The 15927-nt window shown below is 65.1% G+C and carries 29 protein-coding genes; all 29 read right to left on the minus strand.

The window, feature by feature from the left end; all coding sequences use genetic code 11:
* Window position 1 precedes the first annotated feature (1 nt).
* On the minus strand, window positions 2-991 hold the full coding sequence (locus D514_RS25690) for a DNA-directed RNA polymerase subunit alpha (protein WP_017829188.1): 990 nt from the start codon (window positions 989-991) through the stop codon (window positions 2-4).
* A 134-nt stretch (window positions 992-1125) separates the two neighbouring features.
* The gene (rpsK, locus tag D514_RS25695) at window positions 1126-1524 is read right to left on the minus strand and encodes a 30S ribosomal protein S11 (RefSeq protein ID WP_017829189.1); all 399 of its coding nucleotides are present in this window, start codon (window positions 1522-1524) and stop codon (window positions 1126-1128) included.
* Between the two features lie 31 nt (window positions 1525-1555).
* Window positions 1556-1930: a 30S ribosomal protein S13 gene (gene rpsM, locus D514_RS25700; RefSeq protein ID WP_017829190.1), complete on the minus strand. Its 375-nt coding sequence runs from the start codon at window positions 1928-1930 to the stop codon at window positions 1556-1558.
* Window positions 1931-2109: 179 nt separating this feature from the next.
* A complete protein-coding gene (gene rpmJ / locus D514_RS25705) occupies window positions 2110-2226 on the minus strand; it encodes a 50S ribosomal protein L36 (protein WP_005050492.1) in 117 nt (38 codons plus the stop codon).
* Window positions 2227-2290: 64 nt separating this feature from the next.
* Window positions 2291-2512: a translation initiation factor IF-1 gene (gene infA, locus D514_RS25710; protein ID WP_017201569.1), complete on the minus strand. Its 222-nt coding sequence runs from the start codon at window positions 2510-2512 to the stop codon at window positions 2291-2293.
* Window positions 2513-2676: 164 nt separating this feature from the next.
* On the minus strand, window positions 2677-3345 hold the full coding sequence (locus D514_RS25715) for a thioredoxin domain-containing protein (protein WP_017829191.1): 669 nt from the start codon (window positions 3343-3345) through the stop codon (window positions 2677-2679).
* Window positions 3345-4196, minus strand: coding sequence for a type I methionyl aminopeptidase (gene map, locus D514_RS25720; RefSeq protein ID WP_017829192.1), 852 nt, complete (start codon window positions 4194-4196; stop codon window positions 3345-3347). The genes D514_RS25715 and map overlap by 1 nt, the downstream gene beginning before the upstream one ends.
* A 1-nt stretch (window position 4197) precedes the next feature.
* A complete protein-coding gene (locus tag D514_RS25725; RefSeq protein ID WP_017829193.1) occupies window positions 4198-4803 on the minus strand; it encodes an adenylate kinase in 606 nt (201 codons plus the stop codon).
* Window positions 4800-6122 carry a preprotein translocase subunit SecY gene (secY, locus tag D514_RS25730; RefSeq protein ID WP_017829194.1) on the minus strand — a complete coding sequence of 441 codons (1323 nt, stop codon included), beginning with the start codon at window positions 6120-6122 and terminating at the stop codon, window positions 4800-4802. Before secY ends, D514_RS25725 begins: the two co-directional genes overlap by 4 nt.
* A 183-nt stretch (window positions 6123-6305) precedes the next feature.
* Window positions 6306-6941, minus strand: coding sequence for a 50S ribosomal protein L15 (gene rplO, locus D514_RS25735; protein WP_017829195.1), 636 nt, complete (start codon window positions 6939-6941; stop codon window positions 6306-6308).
* Window positions 6941-7126: a 50S ribosomal protein L30 gene (gene rpmD / locus D514_RS25740; RefSeq protein WP_017201575.1), complete on the minus strand. Its 186-nt coding sequence runs from the start codon at window positions 7124-7126 to the stop codon at window positions 6941-6943. Before rpmD ends, rplO begins: the two co-directional genes overlap by 1 nt.
* Window positions 7126-7803 carry a 30S ribosomal protein S5 gene (gene rpsE, locus D514_RS25745; protein ID WP_017829196.1) on the minus strand — a complete coding sequence of 226 codons (678 nt, stop codon included), beginning with the start codon at window positions 7801-7803 and terminating at the stop codon, window positions 7126-7128. The genes rpmD and rpsE overlap by 1 nt, the downstream gene beginning before the upstream one ends.
* 20 nt (window positions 7804-7823) lie before the next feature.
* A complete protein-coding gene (rplR, locus tag D514_RS25750; RefSeq protein ID WP_017201578.1) occupies window positions 7824-8183 on the minus strand; it encodes a 50S ribosomal protein L18 in 360 nt (119 codons plus the stop codon).
* Between the two features lie 2 nt (window positions 8184-8185).
* Window positions 8186-8722 (minus strand): 50S ribosomal protein L6, encoded by a 537-nt coding sequence (gene rplF, locus D514_RS25755; protein ID WP_017829197.1) that lies wholly within the window; start codon window positions 8720-8722, stop codon window positions 8186-8188.
* A gap of 6 nt (window positions 8723-8728) precedes the next feature.
* Window positions 8729-9127 carry a 30S ribosomal protein S8 gene (rpsH, locus tag D514_RS25760; protein WP_017829198.1) on the minus strand — a complete coding sequence of 133 codons (399 nt, stop codon included), beginning with the start codon at window positions 9125-9127 and terminating at the stop codon, window positions 8729-8731.
* 132 nt (window positions 9128-9259) lie between these two features.
* Window positions 9260-9850 carry a 50S ribosomal protein L5 gene (gene rplE / locus D514_RS25765; RefSeq protein ID WP_017829199.1) on the minus strand — a complete coding sequence of 197 codons (591 nt, stop codon included), beginning with the start codon at window positions 9848-9850 and terminating at the stop codon, window positions 9260-9262.
* On the minus strand, window positions 9850-10209 hold the full coding sequence (rplX, locus tag D514_RS25770) for a 50S ribosomal protein L24 (protein WP_017829200.1): 360 nt from the start codon (window positions 10207-10209) through the stop codon (window positions 9850-9852). The genes rplE and rplX overlap by 1 nt, the downstream gene beginning before the upstream one ends.
* A 2-nt stretch (window positions 10210-10211) precedes the next feature.
* A complete protein-coding gene (rplN, locus tag D514_RS25775; RefSeq protein ID WP_017201583.1) occupies window positions 10212-10580 on the minus strand; it encodes a 50S ribosomal protein L14 in 369 nt (122 codons plus the stop codon).
* A complete protein-coding gene (gene rpsQ / locus D514_RS39380; protein WP_017829201.1) occupies window positions 10577-10909 on the minus strand; it encodes a 30S ribosomal protein S17 in 333 nt (110 codons plus the stop codon). Before rpsQ ends, rplN begins: the two co-directional genes overlap by 4 nt.
* The gene (gene rpmC, locus D514_RS39180) at window positions 10909-11226 is read right to left on the minus strand and encodes a 50S ribosomal protein L29 (RefSeq protein WP_017829202.1); all 318 of its coding nucleotides are present in this window, start codon (window positions 11224-11226) and stop codon (window positions 10909-10911) included. The genes rpsQ and rpmC overlap by 1 nt, the downstream gene beginning before the upstream one ends.
* The gene (rplP, locus tag D514_RS25790) at window positions 11226-11645 is read right to left on the minus strand and encodes a 50S ribosomal protein L16 (RefSeq protein ID WP_017829203.1); all 420 of its coding nucleotides are present in this window, start codon (window positions 11643-11645) and stop codon (window positions 11226-11228) included. Before rplP ends, rpmC begins: the two co-directional genes overlap by 1 nt.
* Window positions 11645-12400, minus strand: coding sequence for a 30S ribosomal protein S3 (gene rpsC / locus D514_RS25795; RefSeq protein WP_017201587.1), 756 nt, complete (start codon window positions 12398-12400; stop codon window positions 11645-11647). Before rpsC ends, rplP begins: the two co-directional genes overlap by 1 nt.
* Window positions 12400-12798 (minus strand): 50S ribosomal protein L22, encoded by a 399-nt coding sequence (rplV, locus tag D514_RS25800; RefSeq protein ID WP_017829204.1) that lies wholly within the window; start codon window positions 12796-12798, stop codon window positions 12400-12402. The genes rpsC and rplV overlap by 1 nt, the downstream gene beginning before the upstream one ends.
* Entirely contained in the window at window positions 12798-13079 is a 282-nt protein-coding gene (rpsS, locus tag D514_RS25805; protein WP_017829205.1) for a 30S ribosomal protein S19, read from the minus strand. Before rpsS ends, rplV begins: the two co-directional genes overlap by 1 nt.
* A gap of 12 nt (window positions 13080-13091) precedes the next feature.
* The gene (rplB, locus tag D514_RS25810) at window positions 13092-13931 is read right to left on the minus strand and encodes a 50S ribosomal protein L2 (RefSeq protein ID WP_017201590.1); all 840 of its coding nucleotides are present in this window, start codon (window positions 13929-13931) and stop codon (window positions 13092-13094) included.
* A 20-nt stretch (window positions 13932-13951) separates the two neighbouring features.
* Window positions 13952-14275: a 50S ribosomal protein L23 gene (gene rplW, locus D514_RS25815; RefSeq protein ID WP_017829206.1), complete on the minus strand. Its 324-nt coding sequence runs from the start codon at window positions 14273-14275 to the stop codon at window positions 13952-13954.
* Window positions 14272-14934, minus strand: a complete 663-nt coding sequence (gene rplD / locus D514_RS25820) for a 50S ribosomal protein L4 (RefSeq protein WP_017829207.1) — start codon at window positions 14932-14934, stop codon at window positions 14272-14274. Before rplD ends, rplW begins: the two co-directional genes overlap by 4 nt.
* A 2-nt stretch (window positions 14935-14936) precedes the next feature.
* Window positions 14937-15596 (minus strand): 50S ribosomal protein L3, encoded by a 660-nt coding sequence (gene rplC / locus D514_RS25825; RefSeq protein WP_017829208.1) that lies wholly within the window; start codon window positions 15594-15596, stop codon window positions 14937-14939.
* Window positions 15597-15604: 8 nt separating this feature from the next.
* Window positions 15605-15913, minus strand: a complete 309-nt coding sequence (gene rpsJ / locus D514_RS25830) for a 30S ribosomal protein S10 (protein ID WP_017201594.1) — start codon at window positions 15911-15913, stop codon at window positions 15605-15607.
* Window positions 15914-15927 lie beyond the last annotated feature (14 nt).

Here is a 15927-nt window from a genome sequence, read left to right on the forward strand (position 1 = left end):
ATCAGAAGGACTCGTCTTCGCTGCCGCCGTAGAAGTGGGCGCCGTCGAAACCGGGCACCGAATCCTTGAGCGACAGACCGAGCGAGATGAGCTTGTCGCGCACCTCGTCGACCGACTTCTGGCCGAAATTGCGGATGTTCATGAGCTGCGTCTCCGACAGGGCGACGAGCTCAGAAACGGTGTTGATGCCCTCACGCTTCAGGCAGTTGTACGAGCGGACCGACAGGTCGAGGTCCTCGATCGGCATCGACAGCTCGCTGGAGTTCACTGCCTCCACCGGCGCCGGGCCGATCTCGATGCCCTCGGCCTCGACGTTCAGCTCGCGGGCGAGGCCGAACAGCTCGGTGAGCGTCTTGGCAGCCGAAGCGACGGCGTCGCGGGGGCTGATCGCCGACTTGGTCTCGACGTCGAGGACGAGCTTGTCGAAGTCGGTGCGCTCCCCGGCACGGGTCGCGTCGACGCGGTAGCTGACCTTGAGGACCGGCGAGTAGATCGAGTCGATCGGAATCTGACCGGCCTCGGCGTACTCGTTGCGGTTCTGCGTTGCCGAGACGTAGCCACGGCCACGCTCGATCGTGAGCTCGAGCTCGAACTTCGCGGTCTCGTTGAGGGTCGCGATGACGAGCTCGGGGTTCTGGATCTCGACACCGGCCGGAGCCGAGATGTCAGCGGCGGTGACTTCGCCCGAACCGGTCTTGCGCAGGTACGCGGTGATGGGCTCATCGCGCTCCGACGAGACGACGAGCTGCTTGATGTTGAGGATGATCTCGGTGACATCCTCCTTCACGCCGGGGATGGTGCTGAACTCGTGCAGCACGCCGTCGATGCGAACGCTGGTGACAGCAGCACCGGGGATCGACGACAGCAGGCTGCGGCGCAGCGCGTTGCCGATCGTGTAACCGAAGCCGGGCTCCAGAGGCTCGATGATGAACCGGCTACGGTTCTCGACGATCTTTTCCTCGGTCAGTGTGGGACGCTGTGCAATAAGCACTCTGTGTTCCTTTCGATCACATGCCCGCTATATGACATGTGGTGGGGTGAGGTCTTGAGTTGTGGAAGTCGATGCCCGCACGCGGGCGTCGAGCCGCTCGGACCACGAAGGGACCGAGCGGCTCGACACGCGAATCAGACGCGGCGACGCTTCGGCGGACGGCAGCCGTTGTGCGCCTGCGGGGTGACGTCCTGGATCGAACCCACCTCGAGGCCGGCGGCCTGCAGCGAGCGGATCGCGGTCTCGCGGCCGGAGCCCGGACCCTTCACGAGGACGTCGACCTTCTTGACGCCGTGCTCCGCAGCCTGGCGGGCTGCCGACTCGGCAGCCATGCCGGCGGCGTACGGGGTCGACTTGCGGGAGCCCTTGAAGCCCACGCCACCCGACGATGCCCAGGCGATGACGGCGCCGGACGGGTCGGTGATCGAGACGATGGTGTTGTTGAACGTCGACTTGATGTGGGCCTGGCCCAGCGCGATGTTCTTCTTTTCCTTGCGGCGCGGCTTGCGCGCGGCGGCCTTGGGTGCAGCCATGAAAGTGTTCTCCTAGTCCCTGAGGCCGCGCTTAGCGGGCCTTCTTCTTGCCTGCGACGGTGCGCTTCGGGCCCTTGCGGGTACGGGCGTTGGTCTTGGTGCGCTGACCACGGACCGGGAGACCACGACGGTGGCGGATGCCCTCGTAGGAGCCGATCTCGACCTTGCGGCGGATGTCTGCTGCAACCTCGCGGCGCAGGTCACCCTCCACCTTGTAGTTGCCTTCGATGTGGTCGCGGAGGGCGATCAGCTGGTCGTCGCTGAGGTCCTTCACGCGGATGCTCTCGTCGATCTCCGTCGCCTTGAGGATCTCGACCGAGCGGGTACGGCCGACGCCGTAGATGTAGGTAAGGGCGATCACCACGCGCTTGTCGCGCGGGATGTCAACGCCGGCAAGACGTGCCATGCGGTTCTCCTGGGTGTTGTGGAGGTATGGAACAGGATCGGTGCCCGGGCCTCCGCCCGAGGTGTCCCCCGCTTGCGCGGGTTCTGATCCTGCCGTTGTGTGTTTTCAGTTGTGAGATGTGCGTGAGCGATGCCGCGCAGCTCGGGCCCGTCGAACGGATCGGCGGGCCCGCCGGGGACTCAGCCCTGGCGCTGCTTGTGACGCGGGTTGCTCTTGCAGATCACCATGACGCGGCCGTGACGGCGGATCACCTTGCAGTGATCGCAGATGGGCTTGACGCTGGGGTTGACCTTCATGATGTTTCCTGTTCGCTGTCTTCGTACCGCCCCGGACAGGGGCAGGCCGTTACTTCTCGACCGATCAGCGGTAGCGGTAGACGATACGGCCGCGGGTCAGGTCGTAGGGGCTGAGCTCCACGACCACACGGTCCTCGGGGATGATACGGATGTAGTTCTGCCGCATCTTGCCGGAGATCGTTGCAAGGACCTTGTGCCCGTTGCTGAGCTCAACGCGGAACATCGCGTTGGGCAGAGCCTCGGAGATCACGCCCTCGATCTCGATGACACCGTCTTTCTTAGCCATAGCCTCGCTGACGCTTCTGCAGATCGGTCGATCTGCGGTGGGTGGTTGGTTTGTGGTGCTGCACCGCCGGACACGCCGAATCAAGGCACAAAGCACCAAAGATCTATGTTAGACGCTCCGGAGCCATCCGGCAACTTGACCGCCACGGGCGGGAAGCCGCCGGCTCAGCTGATCAGGTCGGTGAACTTCTTCAGGTCGGCCTGGTCCTGCAGGTTGAGGCGCGTGCCGTTGATGTCCACCGTCGGCGTACCGGCGATCTCGTGGGACTTCGCCTGCGCGGCACCGAACTTGCGGTACGTCTCGTCGGTGATGCAGGAGACCGCGTCATCCGCTCCGACCTGGGTCGCGAAGCCGGCGAGCTGGTCGTTCGTCAGACCGGAGGAGTTCTCCGCGGGCTGGTTCTCGAACAGCGTCTTGGCGAAGTCGAGGTACAGCTCGGGGTTCGACTCGGCCACGCAGAACGCGGCACCGGCCGAGCGCGAGGAGAACTCCGTTCCCTGCGAGAAGCGGTCGAGGATCGCGATCGGGTGGTACTCGAGGGTGATGCGACCATCGGCGGCCGCTGCCTCCAGCTGGGGGCCGAACTGGTCCTCGAAGGTCTTGCACACGGGGCACTGGAAGTCGACGAACACGGCGATGGTGTCTTCCCCGTCGCCGAACGAGATCGCGCCGGTCTCCGGGTCGAAGGTGTCGTTCGCGGTGGGCGCCACGCCGGGCGACGTGGCCTGGTTGTTGAGGAACACCACGAGTCCACCGATCGCCACCAGCACCACGACGACGGCGATCGAGACGCCGATCGCGAACCAGTTGGTGTTGCTCTTCGCCGCTGCCATTACTTTCCGATCTCTCGAGGCTCGACCCCGAACGGGGCGAGTCCGGCTCTTCCACCATCGGGCGCAGTCAGCACCCAGATACCCCCATCATGCAGGGCGACGCTATGTTCCCAATGGGAGCCGTCCGTGCCGTCCACCGTCGTGACGGTCCAGTCGTCCTCTTCGATGAAGGTCGCATCCCCGCCGGCGGTGACCATCGGCTCGATGGCGAGCACGAGTCCGGGCTTCACCTCTTCGCCGCGGTCGGGTGTGCGGTAGTTGAAGACGCTGGGAGCCTCGTGCATCTTGCGACCGATGCCGTGGCCGACGTACTCGCGCAGGATGCCGTAGGGCTCGCCGGAGACCGCAGACGGTCCCTGTGCCTCGATGTAGTCCTGGATGGCCGCACCGATCTCGTCGATCGACGATACCGACGCCATAGCCGCGATTCCCGCCCACAGGGAGCCTTCGGTGACGCGGGAGAGCTCTTCACGGCGTGCGACCAGCTCGGGCCGCTCCGGGTCGGGCACGACCACGGTGATCGCGCTGTCGCCGTTCCAGCCGCGGAACTGCGCACCGCAGTCGACCGAGACGATGTCTCCCGCCTGCAGCACCCGCTCCCCCGGGATGCCGTGGACGACCTGCTCGTTCACCGAGATGCAGGTGGTGTGGCGATAGCCGCGCACCAGCTGGAAGTTCGACTCCGCGCCACGGGCGAGGATCGTACGGTTCGCCACCGTGTCGAGCTCGAGCGTGGTGACGCCGGCCTTGATCAGCGGGCGGACGGCATCCAGTGCCGCCGCCGTGATGAGCCCGGGCTCGACCATGGCTCGCAGCTGAGCCGGGGTCTTGTAGATCGACCGGCGGAACATCTCAGGAGGCGGAGGCCGCGAGACGCAGGCCGCGCGCCGTCAGCGCCTCGCCGATGCGCTCGGTGATCTCGTCGAGCGAACCCACACCGTCGATGCGGTCGACGATGCCCTTGGCGCCGTAGACCTCGAGGATCGGGGCGGTCTCGCGCTCGTAGATGTCGAGACGGTGGCCGATGGCCTCCGGAGTGTCATCGGAGCGGCCCTGCTGTGTCGCACGGAGAGTCAGACGCTGCAGGCTCTCCTCACGCGGCACGTCGAGGAGGATGACGGCGTCGAGCGCCTGCCCCCGCTCGGCGAGGAACGACTCGAGGTGGGCGACCTGCGCGGTGTTGCGCGGGTAGCCGTCGAGCAGGAACCCGTGAGCGGCGTCGTCCTGCGACAGGCGGTCGCGCACGATCTCGCTGGTCAGCTCATCCGGGACGAGGTCACCCTTGTCGAGGATCGCCGTGACCTGCTGGCCGAGGGGCGTCCCCTCCTTGATGTTCGCGCGGAAGATGTCGCCGGTCGAGACGACCGGGATGCCGTAGGACTCGGCGATGCGCACGCCCTGCGTGCCCTTGCCGGAGCCCTGCGGGCCGACGATGAGAAGACGTGCGGATGCTGTCATCGGAGGAGCCCTTCGTAGTGTCGCTGCTGCAGCTGCGCGTCGATCTGCTTGACCGTCTCGAGACCCACACCGACGATGATGAGGATCGACGCACCACCGAACGGGAAGTTCTGGTTGGCGCCGACGGTGGCCAGAGCGATGAGCGGGATGAGCGCGATCAGACCGAGGTACAGGGAGCCCGGAAGCGTGATGCGGGTGAGCACGTAGTCGAGGTACTCGGCCGTCGGGCGGCCCGCACGGATGCCGGGGATGAACCCGCCGTACTTCTTCATGTTGTCCGCGACCTCGACCGGGTTGAACGTGATCGCCACGTAGAAGTACGTGAACCCGATGATCAGCAGGAAGTACGCGGCCATGTAGACCGGGCTGTTGCCCGTGGTGAAGTTCGTCGTGATCCAGGTCACCCAGGCAGCCGGGGTCGATCCGTCCTGCGGGGTGTTGAACTGCGCGATGAGTGCCGGGATGTACAGCAGCGAGGAGGCGAAGATCACGGGGATCACACCCGCCATGTTCACCTTGATCGGGATGTAGGTGTTCGTGCCGCCGTAGGTGCGTCGACCGACCATGCGCTTGGCGTACTGCACCGGGATGCGGCGCTGGGACTGCTCGACGAAAACGACGAGCCCCATCACGATGATTCCGACCAGCAGAACGAGCAGGAAGACCTCGAAGCCCTTGCTCTCCCAGATCGTCCACATCGCGCCGGGGAACGTCGCGGCGATCGAGGTGAAGATGAGCAGCGACATGCCGTTGCCGATGCCGCGCTCGGTGACGAGCTCGGCGAACCACATGATCAGACCCGTACCGGCCGTCATCGCCATGATGATGAGCAGCTGCGCCCACCACACGTCGTTCGTCAGGAGCTGCTGGCAGGCCGCGAGATCGGTCGTGCCGAAGAGCTGACCGCTGCGCGCGACCGTGACGAGAGTCGTCGACTGGAGCAGCGCGAGGGCGATGGTGAGGTAACGCGTGTACTGGGTCAGACGGGCCTGGCCGGCCTGTCCTTCCTTGTGCAGCGCCTCGAAGTGCGGGATGACCACGCGCAGGAGCTGCGTGATGATCGTCGCGGTGATGTACGGCATGACGCCGAGCGCGAAGATCGACAGCTGCAGCAGCGCGCCGCCGGAGAAGAGATTGACCAGTCCGAGCAGGCCATCGGTGCCCGCGTTGGCGGCGAGACACTCTTCGACGTTCGGGAAGTTCACGAACGGCGCCGGCACGTTGGAACCGAGCCGGTAGATCGCAACGATGGCGAGAGTGAAACCGATCTTCCGACGCAGGTCGGGGGTGCGGAAGATCCGCGCGATGGCGCTAAACAAGGACGTTCCTCCTGAAAAGGTTGCCGATTCCCGAAGGACGGCTGAAAGACCAGGGTAACGCAAACCGGGCTTCCCGGAATTCGCCACCGATACCAGGCCCGCCGGATGCGGCCCCAGAGCGAGGTCTCGGAGTGTGAAACCACAAGAGGGGCCGGAGATTCTCCGGCCCCTCTTGCTGTGCGGTTACTTGACGGATCCGCCAGCCGCGACGATCTTCTGCTCGGCAGAACCCGAGACCTTGTCGACCGAAACGGTGAGCTTCACGGCGATGTCGCCGTTTCCGAGAACCTTGACCTTCTCGTTCTTGCGAACGGCACCCTTGGCGACCAGGTCGCCGATGGTGACATCGCCACCCTTCGGGTACAGCTCCGCGAGCTTCTCCAGGTTCACGACCTGGTACTCCACGCGGAACGGGTTCTTGAACCCGCGCAGCTTCGGGGTGCGCATGTGCAGAGGCATCTGCCCACCCTCGAAGCCGACCCGAACGGTGTTGCGCGCCTTGGTGCCCTTGGTTCCACGACCAGCGGTCTTACCCTTGGAACCCTCACCACGGCCGACGCGAGTCTTGGCGGTGTTGGATCCGGGGACGGGACGCAGGTGGTGCACCTTCAGCACGCCGGGCCGGGATGCCGGAGCATCCTTCGCAGGCGTCGCCTTCTTGGCAGCCGGCTTCTTGGCAGCGCCATCAGCCTTGGCAGCAGCGGCAGCGGTCTTGGCCGGAGCCTTCTTCGCAGCCGGCTTCTTCTCGGCGGCAGCCTTGGGAGCTGCAGCCTTCTTCGTGGCCTTCTCAGCCTCGACGGCCTCGTTCTTCTCAGCCATTAGTCGATCTCCTCAACCTTGACGAGGTGTGCGACGGTCTTGACGTAACCGCGCGTCTGCGCGTCGTCGGGGCGAACGGTGGTGTCACCGATCCGCTTCAGACCGAGGCTGCGCAGCGTGTCACGCTGGTTCTGCTTCTCGCTCACCTTGGACTTGATCTGCGTGACCTTCAGTCGCGCGGCCATCAGGCACCTACCTTCTGTGCGGCGATGGCTTCGGCCTCGGCGCGCACGAGACGCGCAGGGGCGACCTGGTCGAACTCGAGGCCACGACGTGCGGCGACCGCACGAGGCTCCTCGAGCTGCTTCAGGGCGGTGACCGTCGCGTGCACGATGTTGATCGTGTTCGACGAGCCGAGCGACTTCGACAGCACGTCGTGGATTCCGGCGCACTCGAGCACGGCGCGGACCGGACCACCGGCGATAACACCGGTACCGGCAGCGGCCGGACGGAGCAGGACCACACCAGCGGCGGCCTCACCCTGCACGGGGTGCGGGATGGTGCTGCCGACGCGCGGTACGCGGAAGAAGTTGCGCTTGGCCTCTTCGACACCCTTCGAGATCGCCAGAGGGACCTCGCGGGCCTTGCCGTAACCGACACCGACCAGACCGTTGCCGTCACCGACGACCACGAGGGCGGTGAAGCTGAAGCGACGACCACCCTTCACGACCTTCGAGACGCGGTTGATGGTGACGACGCGCTCCAGGAACTGGTTGTCGCCACGGTCACGCGAGTTGCGGTCACGACCGCCACCCTGGTTGCGGTCACGACCGCCGCGGCGGCCATCACGCGAATCGCGAGCCGGCTCAGCCTGCGTGGTGCCGGCAGCCGTCTCGGAAGTGGCAGCAGCCGCTTCGGTCACTTCGTTCTCCTTGTTGTCACTCACAGTGCCAGACCCCCCTCGCGGGCGCCGTCGGCGATGGCGGCGACACGACCGGCGTAGCGGTTGCCGCCACGGTCGAACACTGCCTCGGAAACGCCGGCAGCCTTCGCACGCTCGGCGAGGAGCTCGCCGACCTTGCGGGCCTTGGCGGTCTTGTCACCCTCGAGCGAACGCAGGTCGGTCTCGAGCGTCGATGCCGACGCCACGGTGTGACCCTTGCTGTCGTCGACCAGCTGCACGAAGACGTGGCGGGCCGAGCGGTTGACGACGAGACGCGGACGCGCCTCGGTGCCGACGACCTTCTTGCGAAGGCGGGCGTGACGACGCGCGCGGGCGTCAGACTTTGACTTGAGAGCCATGGTTACTTACCACTCTTTCCGGCCTTGCGACGCACGTTCTCGCCGGCGTAGCGCACACCCTTGCCCTTGTACGGCTCGGGCTTGCGGATCTTGCGGATGTTCGCAGCTGCCTCACCGACAGCCTGCTTGTCGATCCCGCTGACGGTGAGCTTGGTGGTGCCCTCGACCGTGAGCGTGATGCCGGCGGGCGGGTCGATCAGGACCGGGTGCGAGAAGCCGAGAGCGAACTCGACCGAGCTGCCCTTCTGCTGCACGCGGTAACCGGTGCCGACGACCTCGAGACCCTTGGTGTAGCCCTGGGTCACGCCGATGATGTTGTTGTTGATGAGCGTGCGGGTCAGGCCGTGAAGCGACCGCGACTCGCGCTCGTCGTCGGGACGGGAGACCAGAACCTGGTTCTCCTCGACCGCGACCTCGATGGGGCTGGCCACCGTGAGGGTGAGTTCACCCTTGGGGCCCTTCACCGCGACCTCACGGCCGTCGACCGAAACGGTCACGCCCGCAGGAACGTCGATGGGAAGTCGTCCGATACGCGACATTTCGAATTACCACACGTAGGCGAGAACTTCTCCGCCCACGCCCTTCTGCTCAGCCTGACGGTCGGTGAGAAGACCGGAGGAAGTGGACAGGATCGCCACGCCAAGGCCGCCGAGGACCGTGGGAAGCTCGGTGGACTTCGCGTAGACGCGGAGGCCGGGCTTCGAGACGCGCTTGATCCCAGCGATCGAGCGCTCGCGGTTCGGGCCGTACTTCAGCGTCAGCGTGAGGTTCTTCCCGACGCGAGCGTCAGAGGTCTCCCAACCGGCGATGTAGCCCTCCTGCTGGAGGATCTGAGCGATGTGCGTCTTGAGCTTGCTCGACGGCAGGGTCACAGAATCGTGGTGCGCCGAGTTCGCGTTGCGCAGACGGGTCAGCAGATCTGCGACCGGGTCTGTCATTGTCATTGTTGATTTCCTTTGTTCATGAGGTTCCGGCTGCCGTTACACGACAGACGGCCTGCGATGACACGCAATTTTCAATTGTACGTGCACATCGACGGGCTCAGTGACACGAGACCACTGAGCCCGTCAAGGTTGTTACGCCTGTGCGTCTTCCGAGCGGAACGGGAAGCCGAGGTGGCGGAGCAGTGCCCGACCCTCGTCATCCGTCTTCGCGGTGGTGACGACGGTGATGTCGAAACCGCGAACCCGGTCGATCTTGTCCTGATCGATCTCGTGGAACACGCTCTGCTCCTGGAGACCGAAGGTGTAGTTGCCGTTGCCGTCGAACTGCTTGGCCGAGAGACCGCGGAAGTCGCGGATACGGGGCAGTGCGAGCGAGACGAGGCGATCCACGAACTCCCACGCGCGGTCACCACGGAGGGTGACGTGCGCGCCGATGGCCTGACCCTCACGCAGCTTGAACTGCGCGATGGACTTGCGAGCCTTCGTGACGATCGGCTTCTGGCCGGTGATCTTGGTGAGATCCTCGACCGCGCCATCGATCACCTTGCTGTCGCGAGCTGCCTCGCCGACACCGGTGTTCACGACGACCTTGACCAGTCCGGGGATCTGCATGACGTTCGCGTAACCGAACTCTTCCTGCATCGCCTTCTTGATCTCGGCGTTGTACTTCGCCTTCAGGCGGGGCTGGATCTTGCCAGCCACCGCGGCGTCGGTGCTTGCCATCAGAGGTCCTTACCGCTCTTCTTCGCGTAGCGCACGCGGACGGTGCGCTTCACGCCGTCCTTCGTCTGCTCCTCGACCCGGTGGCCGACCTTGGTCGGCTTCTTGGTCGAGGGGTCGACGAGTGCGACGTTCGAGATGTGGATGGAGGCTTCGACGGTCTCGATGCCTCCGGTCTTGGTGCCACGCTGCGTCTGTCCGACGCGGGTGTGCTTGGTGACGTAGTTCACGCCTTCGACGATGACGCGGTTCTTCTCGGCAAGGACGTCGAGGACCTTGCCCTGCTTGCCGCGGTCGCCGCCACGCTCCTGCGTGGCACCGGTGATGACCTGAACCAGGTCACCCTTCTTGATCTTCGCCATGATTAGATGACCTCCGGCGCCAGCGAGACGATCTTCATGAACTTCTTGTCACGAAGCTCACGACCGACCGGCCCGAAGATACGGGTGCCGCGGGGCTCCCCGTCGTTCTTCAGGATCACTGCGGCGTTCTCGTCGAACTTGATGTAGGAGCCGTCCGGACGACGGACCTCCTTCTTGGTGCGGACGATGACCGCCTTGACGACGTCGCCCTTCTTCACGTTGCCACCGGGGATCGCGTCCTTGACGGTCGCGACGATGGTGTCGCCGAGGCCCGCGTAACGACGCTTCGAGCCACCGAGAACGCGGATGGTGAGCAGCTCCTTGGCGCCGGTGTTGTCGGCGACCTTGAGTCGGGATTCCTGCTGAATCACTTGGCCTTCTCCAGAATCTCCACCAGGCGCCAGCGCTTCGTGGCGCTCAGCGGGCGGGTCTCGTTGATCAGGACCAGGTCGCCGATGCCGGCGGAGTTCGCCTCATCGTGCGCCTTGACCTTCGAGGTGCGGCGGATGACCTTGCCGTAAAGCGGGTGCTTCACGCGGTCCTCGACCTCGACCACGATGGTCTTGTCCATCTTGTCGCTGACGACGTAGCCGCGACGTGCCTTGCGGTAACCGCGGGCAGCGGCGTCGCGGACGTCGTGCTCGGACGACTCGTGTCCTGCGGCCTGCGTCTCCACAGTCGCTTCCTTCTTGGTGGCCATCACTCAGCCTCTTCCTTCACGGCGTCGTCGGCGGAGTCCGCCTTCTTCGCCTTCGACTTGGTCGCCTTCTTGGCCGGAGCCTCGACCGGAGCAGGCGTCGCACGGATGCCCAGCTCGCGTTCGCGGATCACGGTGTAGAGGCGCGCGATGTCGCGCTTGACGGCGCGGATGCGGCCGTGGCTCTCCAGCTGGCCGGTGGCCGACTGGAAACGGAGGTTGAACAGCTCCTCCTTGGCCTTGCGCAGCTCCTCAACGAGGCGCTGGTCTTCGAATGTATCGAGCTCTGCCGGGGCGAGCTCCTTGGTGCCGATCGCCATTACGCGTCGCCCTCCTCGCGCTTGATGATGCGTGCCTTGAGCGGCAGCTTGTGAATTGCACGGGTCAGAGCTTCGCGTGCGAGCTCCTCGTCGACACCCGCGACCTCGAAGAGGACACGGCCCGGCTTGACGTTGGCGACCCACCACTCGGGGGAACCCTTACCGGAACCCATGCGGGTTTCGGCAGGCTTCTTCGTGAGCGGACGGTCGGGGTAGATGTTGATCCACACCTTTCCACCACGCTTGATGTGACGGGTCATCGCGATACGAGCGGACTCGATCTGACGGTTCGTCACGTAAGCGGGCGTGAGGGCCTGGATACCGTACTCGCCGAAGGAGACCTTCGTGCCGCCGGTGGCCTGACCCGAGCGACCCGGGTGGTGCTGCTTGCGGAACTTGACCTTACGGGGGATGAGCATTATGCCGACGCTCCTTCTGCGACAGGTGCCTCGTTGCGCGGGGCACGGCGGCGGTCGCCACCACGGTCGTCACGACGAGCCTTGGGTGCGTTGGCCTGCTCGCGAGCGAGCTCCTTCGCGGTCAGGTCGCCCTTGTAGATCCAGACCTTCACGCCGATGCGGCCGAAGGTGGTCTTCGCCTCGTAGAAGCCGTAGTCGATGTTCGCACGAAGCGTGTGCAGCGGCACACGACCTTCGCGGTAGAACTCCGAACGGCTCATCTCGGCGCCGCCGAGACGGCCGGAGACCTGGATGCGGATGCCCTTGGCGCCAGCGCGCTGAGCGCCCTGGAGACCCTTGCGCATCGCACGACGGAACGCCACACGAGCAGAGAGCTGCTCGGCGATGCCCTGTGCGACCAGCTGAGCGTCGGCCTCGGGGTTCTTGACCTCGAGGATGTTCAGCTGGATCTGCTTGCCCGAGAGCTTCTCGAGGTCGCCGCGAATGCGCTCGGCCTCGGCTCCACGACGACCGATCACGATGCCCGGACGGGCGGTGTGGATGTCGACGCGTACGCGGTCACGGGTGCGCTCGATCTCGATGTTCGAGACACCGGCGCGGTCGAGCTGCGTCTTGAGCAGGTTACGGATCTTGATGTCTTCGGCGACGTAGTCGGCGTAGCGCTGACCCGGCTTCGTCGAGTCAGAGAACCAACGCGAGACGTGGTCCGTCGTGATGCCGAGACGGAAGCCGTACGGGTTTACCTTCTGTCCCATTACTTGCTCGCCTTCTTGTTGCTGTCGCCCGCGGCGGCCGGAGCTGCCTCAGGCGTCGAGAGCACGACCGTGATGTGGCTCGTGCGCTTCTTGATCTGGAAAGCGCGACCCTGTGCACGGGGCTGGAAACGCTTGAGCGTGGTGCCCTCGTCGACGTACGCGTTGGCCACGTACAGGTCCTTCTCGTCGAGGAACTCGCCGTCGCGATCCGCCTTCACCTGCGCGTTGGCCATAGCCGACGCGACAAGCTTGTAGATCGGCTCGCTGGCGCTCTGCTGCGCGAACTTCAGGATCGCGAGAGCTTCCTGTGCCTGCTTGCCCTTGATGAGCGCGACGACACGACGAGCCTTCTGAGGGGTCACGCGGATGTGTCGCACGCGTGCGATCGATTCGACCATTAGCGGCGCCGCCCCTTCTTGTCGTCCTTCTCGTGGCCGCGGAAGGTGCGGGTGGGCGCGAACTCGCCCAGCTTGTGACCGACCATGGTCTCGGACACGAACACAGGGATGTGCTTGCGTCCGTCGTGGACCGCGATCGTGTGACCCAGCATGGCCGGGATGATCATGGACCGACGGGACCAGGTCTTGATGACGTTCTTGGTGCCGGCTTCGTTCTGCACGACCACCTTGCGAAGCAGGTGATCGTCGACGAAGGGGCCCTTCTTAAGACTGCGAGGCATCTTCTCTTACTCCTACTTACGCTTCTTGCCGGCGTTACGACGACGCACGATGTACTTGTCGCTTTCCTTGTTGGCGTGACGGGTACGACCCTCAGCCTGGCCCCACGGGGAGACGGGGTGACGACCACCGGAGGTCTTACCCTCACCACCACCGTGCGGGTGGTCGACCGGGTTCATCGCGACACCACGCACGGTCGGGCGGACGCCCTTCCAGCGCATGCGGCCGGCCTTACCCCAGTTGATGTTCGACTGCTCGGCGTTGCCGACCTCGCCGATGGTCGCGCGGCAGCGCGCATCGACGTTGCGGATCTCGCCCGAGGGCAGACGCAGCTGGGCGTAGGGGCCGTCCTTGGCGACGAGACGGACGGATGCACCGGCCGAACGTGCCATCTTCGCGCCGCCGCCGGGGCGGAGCTCGATCGCGTGGATGACCGTACCCGTGGGGATGTTCTTCAGCGGGAGGTTGTTGCCCGGCTTGATGTCAGCCCCGGCACCCGACTCGACGATGTCGCCCTGCTTCAGCTTCGCCGGAGCGAGGATGTAGCGCTTCTCACCGTCGAAGTAGTGCAGCAGCGCGATGCGCGCGGTGCGGTTGGGGTCGTACTCGATGTGAGCGACCTTGGCGTTGACGCCGTCCTTGTCGTTACGACGGAAGTCGATGACGCGGTACTGGCGCTTGTGGCCACCACCGATGTGACGGGTCGTGATGCGGCCCTGGTTGTTGCGACCACCGGTCTTCGAGAGCGGGCGCAGCAGCGACTTCTCCGGCGTCGATCGAGTGATCTCGGCGAAGTCAGCCACCGACGAGCCGCGACGGCCCGGGGTCGTGGGCTTGTACTTGCGAATAGCCATTATTGTCCTTATCCCCCGGATCAGCCGATTGCCGTGAAGATGTCGATGGTGCCCGACTTCAGGGTCACGATGGCGCGCTTGGTGTCCTTGCGCTTGCCGGTGCCGAAGCGGGTGCGGCGAGCCTTGCCGACGCGGTTGAGGGTGTTGACCCCTGCGACCTTGACGCCGAAGATCTTCTCGATGGCGAGCTTGATCTCGGTCTTCGAAGCGCGCGGGTCGACGAGGAAGGTGTACTTACCCTCATCGATGAGCCCGTAGCTCTTCTCGGACACGACCGGCTTCAGGATGATGTCGCGCGGGTCCTTGTTCAGGGCCGTCTGGAGAACAGATGCCTGCTCGCTCATGCGGAGACCTCCTGGTTGGCGCCGGACTTGGAGGCGATGAAGCCCTCGAGCGCGGCCTGGGTGAAGACGATGTCGTCGGAGACGAGCACGTCGTATGCGTTGAGCTGGTCGAACGTCAGCACGTGCAGGTTCGACAGGTTGCGGATGCTCTTCAGCGTCACGTCGTCGCCCCGCTCGATCACGACGAGCACGTTCTTCGACGAGACGACGTTGGTGAGGAAGTTCACCGCAGTCTTGGTCGAAGGCGTGCCGTCGATCCCGAAGGACTCGATGGCGTGGATGCGGTCACCGCGGAAGCGGTCGCTGAGCGCGCCCAGCAGGGCAGCAGCGATCATCTTCTTGGGGGTGCGCTGCGAGTAGTCGCGCGGCTTGGGGCCGTGCACGATGCCACCACCGGTCATGTGCGGCGCGCGGATGGAACCCTGACGGGCGTTACCCGTGCCCTTCTGCTTGAAGGGCTTGCGGCCGGCACCGGAGACCTCGCCACGACGCTTGGTCGAGTGCGTGCCCTGGCGAGCCGCCGCGAGCTGCGCGACGACGACCTGGTGGATGAGCGGGATGTTCGTCTTGGCGTCGAACAGCGCGGCGGGAAGCTCGATCGAGCCTGCCTTCTTGCCGTCTGCCTTGAGGACGTCGAGCGCGAGAGTGGAGTCAGCCATGATCAGGCACCCTTCACTGCGTTGCGGACATAGACGATGCGGCCACGAGCACCGGGGACGGCGCCCTTGACGAGCATGAGTCCCTTCTCGATGTCGATGGCGTGCACCGTGAGGTTGAGGACGGTCACGCGCTCGCCACCCATACGGCCGGCCATGCGCATGCCCTTGAAGACGCGGCTCGGGGTCGACGATGCGCCGATGGAACCGGGCTTGCGGTGGTTGCGGTGCGAACCGTGCGAAGCCGAGACGCCCTTGAAGTTGTGACGCTTCATGACACCGGCGAAGCCCTTGCCCTTGCTCGTGCCGACGACGTCGACGAGCTGGCCTGCTTCGAAGGTGCCGTCGACCGTGAGCTCCTGGCCCAGGGTGTAGTCGCCGGCGTCCGCGGTGCGGATCTCGGTGATGTGACGACGCGGCGTGACGCCAGCTGCCTCGAAGTGGGCGGTGAGCGGCTTGTTCACCTTGCGGGGGTCGATCTGGCCGTACGCGATCTGCACGGCGTTGTAGCCGTCCTTCTCGGGGGTGCGGACCTGGGTGACCACGTTGGGTGCCAGCTCGATGACGGTGACGGGAACGAGCTTGCCGCTCTCGTTCCACACCTGGGTCATACCGAGCTTCGTGCCCAGCATGCCCTTGGAAACCTTGGAGTTGATGTCAGCCATGTCGAACCTCAGAGCTTGATCTCGATGTTGACATCGGCAGGCAGGTCGAGGCGCATCAGCGAGTCGACAGCCTTGGGCGTCGGGTCGACGATGTCGATCAGACGCTTGTGGGTGCGCATCTCGAAGTGCTCGCGGCTGTCCTTGTACTTGTGCGGCGACCGGATGACGCACACGACGTTCTTCTCGGTCGGAAGGGGCACGGGTCCGACGACGGTCGCGCCCGCACGGGTCACGGTGTCGACGATCTTGCGTGCGGACGTGTCGATGACCTCGTGGTCATACGACTTCAGGCGAATGCGGATCTTCTGTCCCGCCATTGTCTGCTCTCTCT

Origin of the sequence: Microbacterium sp. UCD-TDU, from assembly GCF_000340625.1 — a bacterium.
GTDB classification, from domain to species: domain Bacteria; phylum Actinomycetota; class Actinomycetes; order Actinomycetales; family Microbacteriaceae; genus Microbacterium; species Microbacterium maritypicum.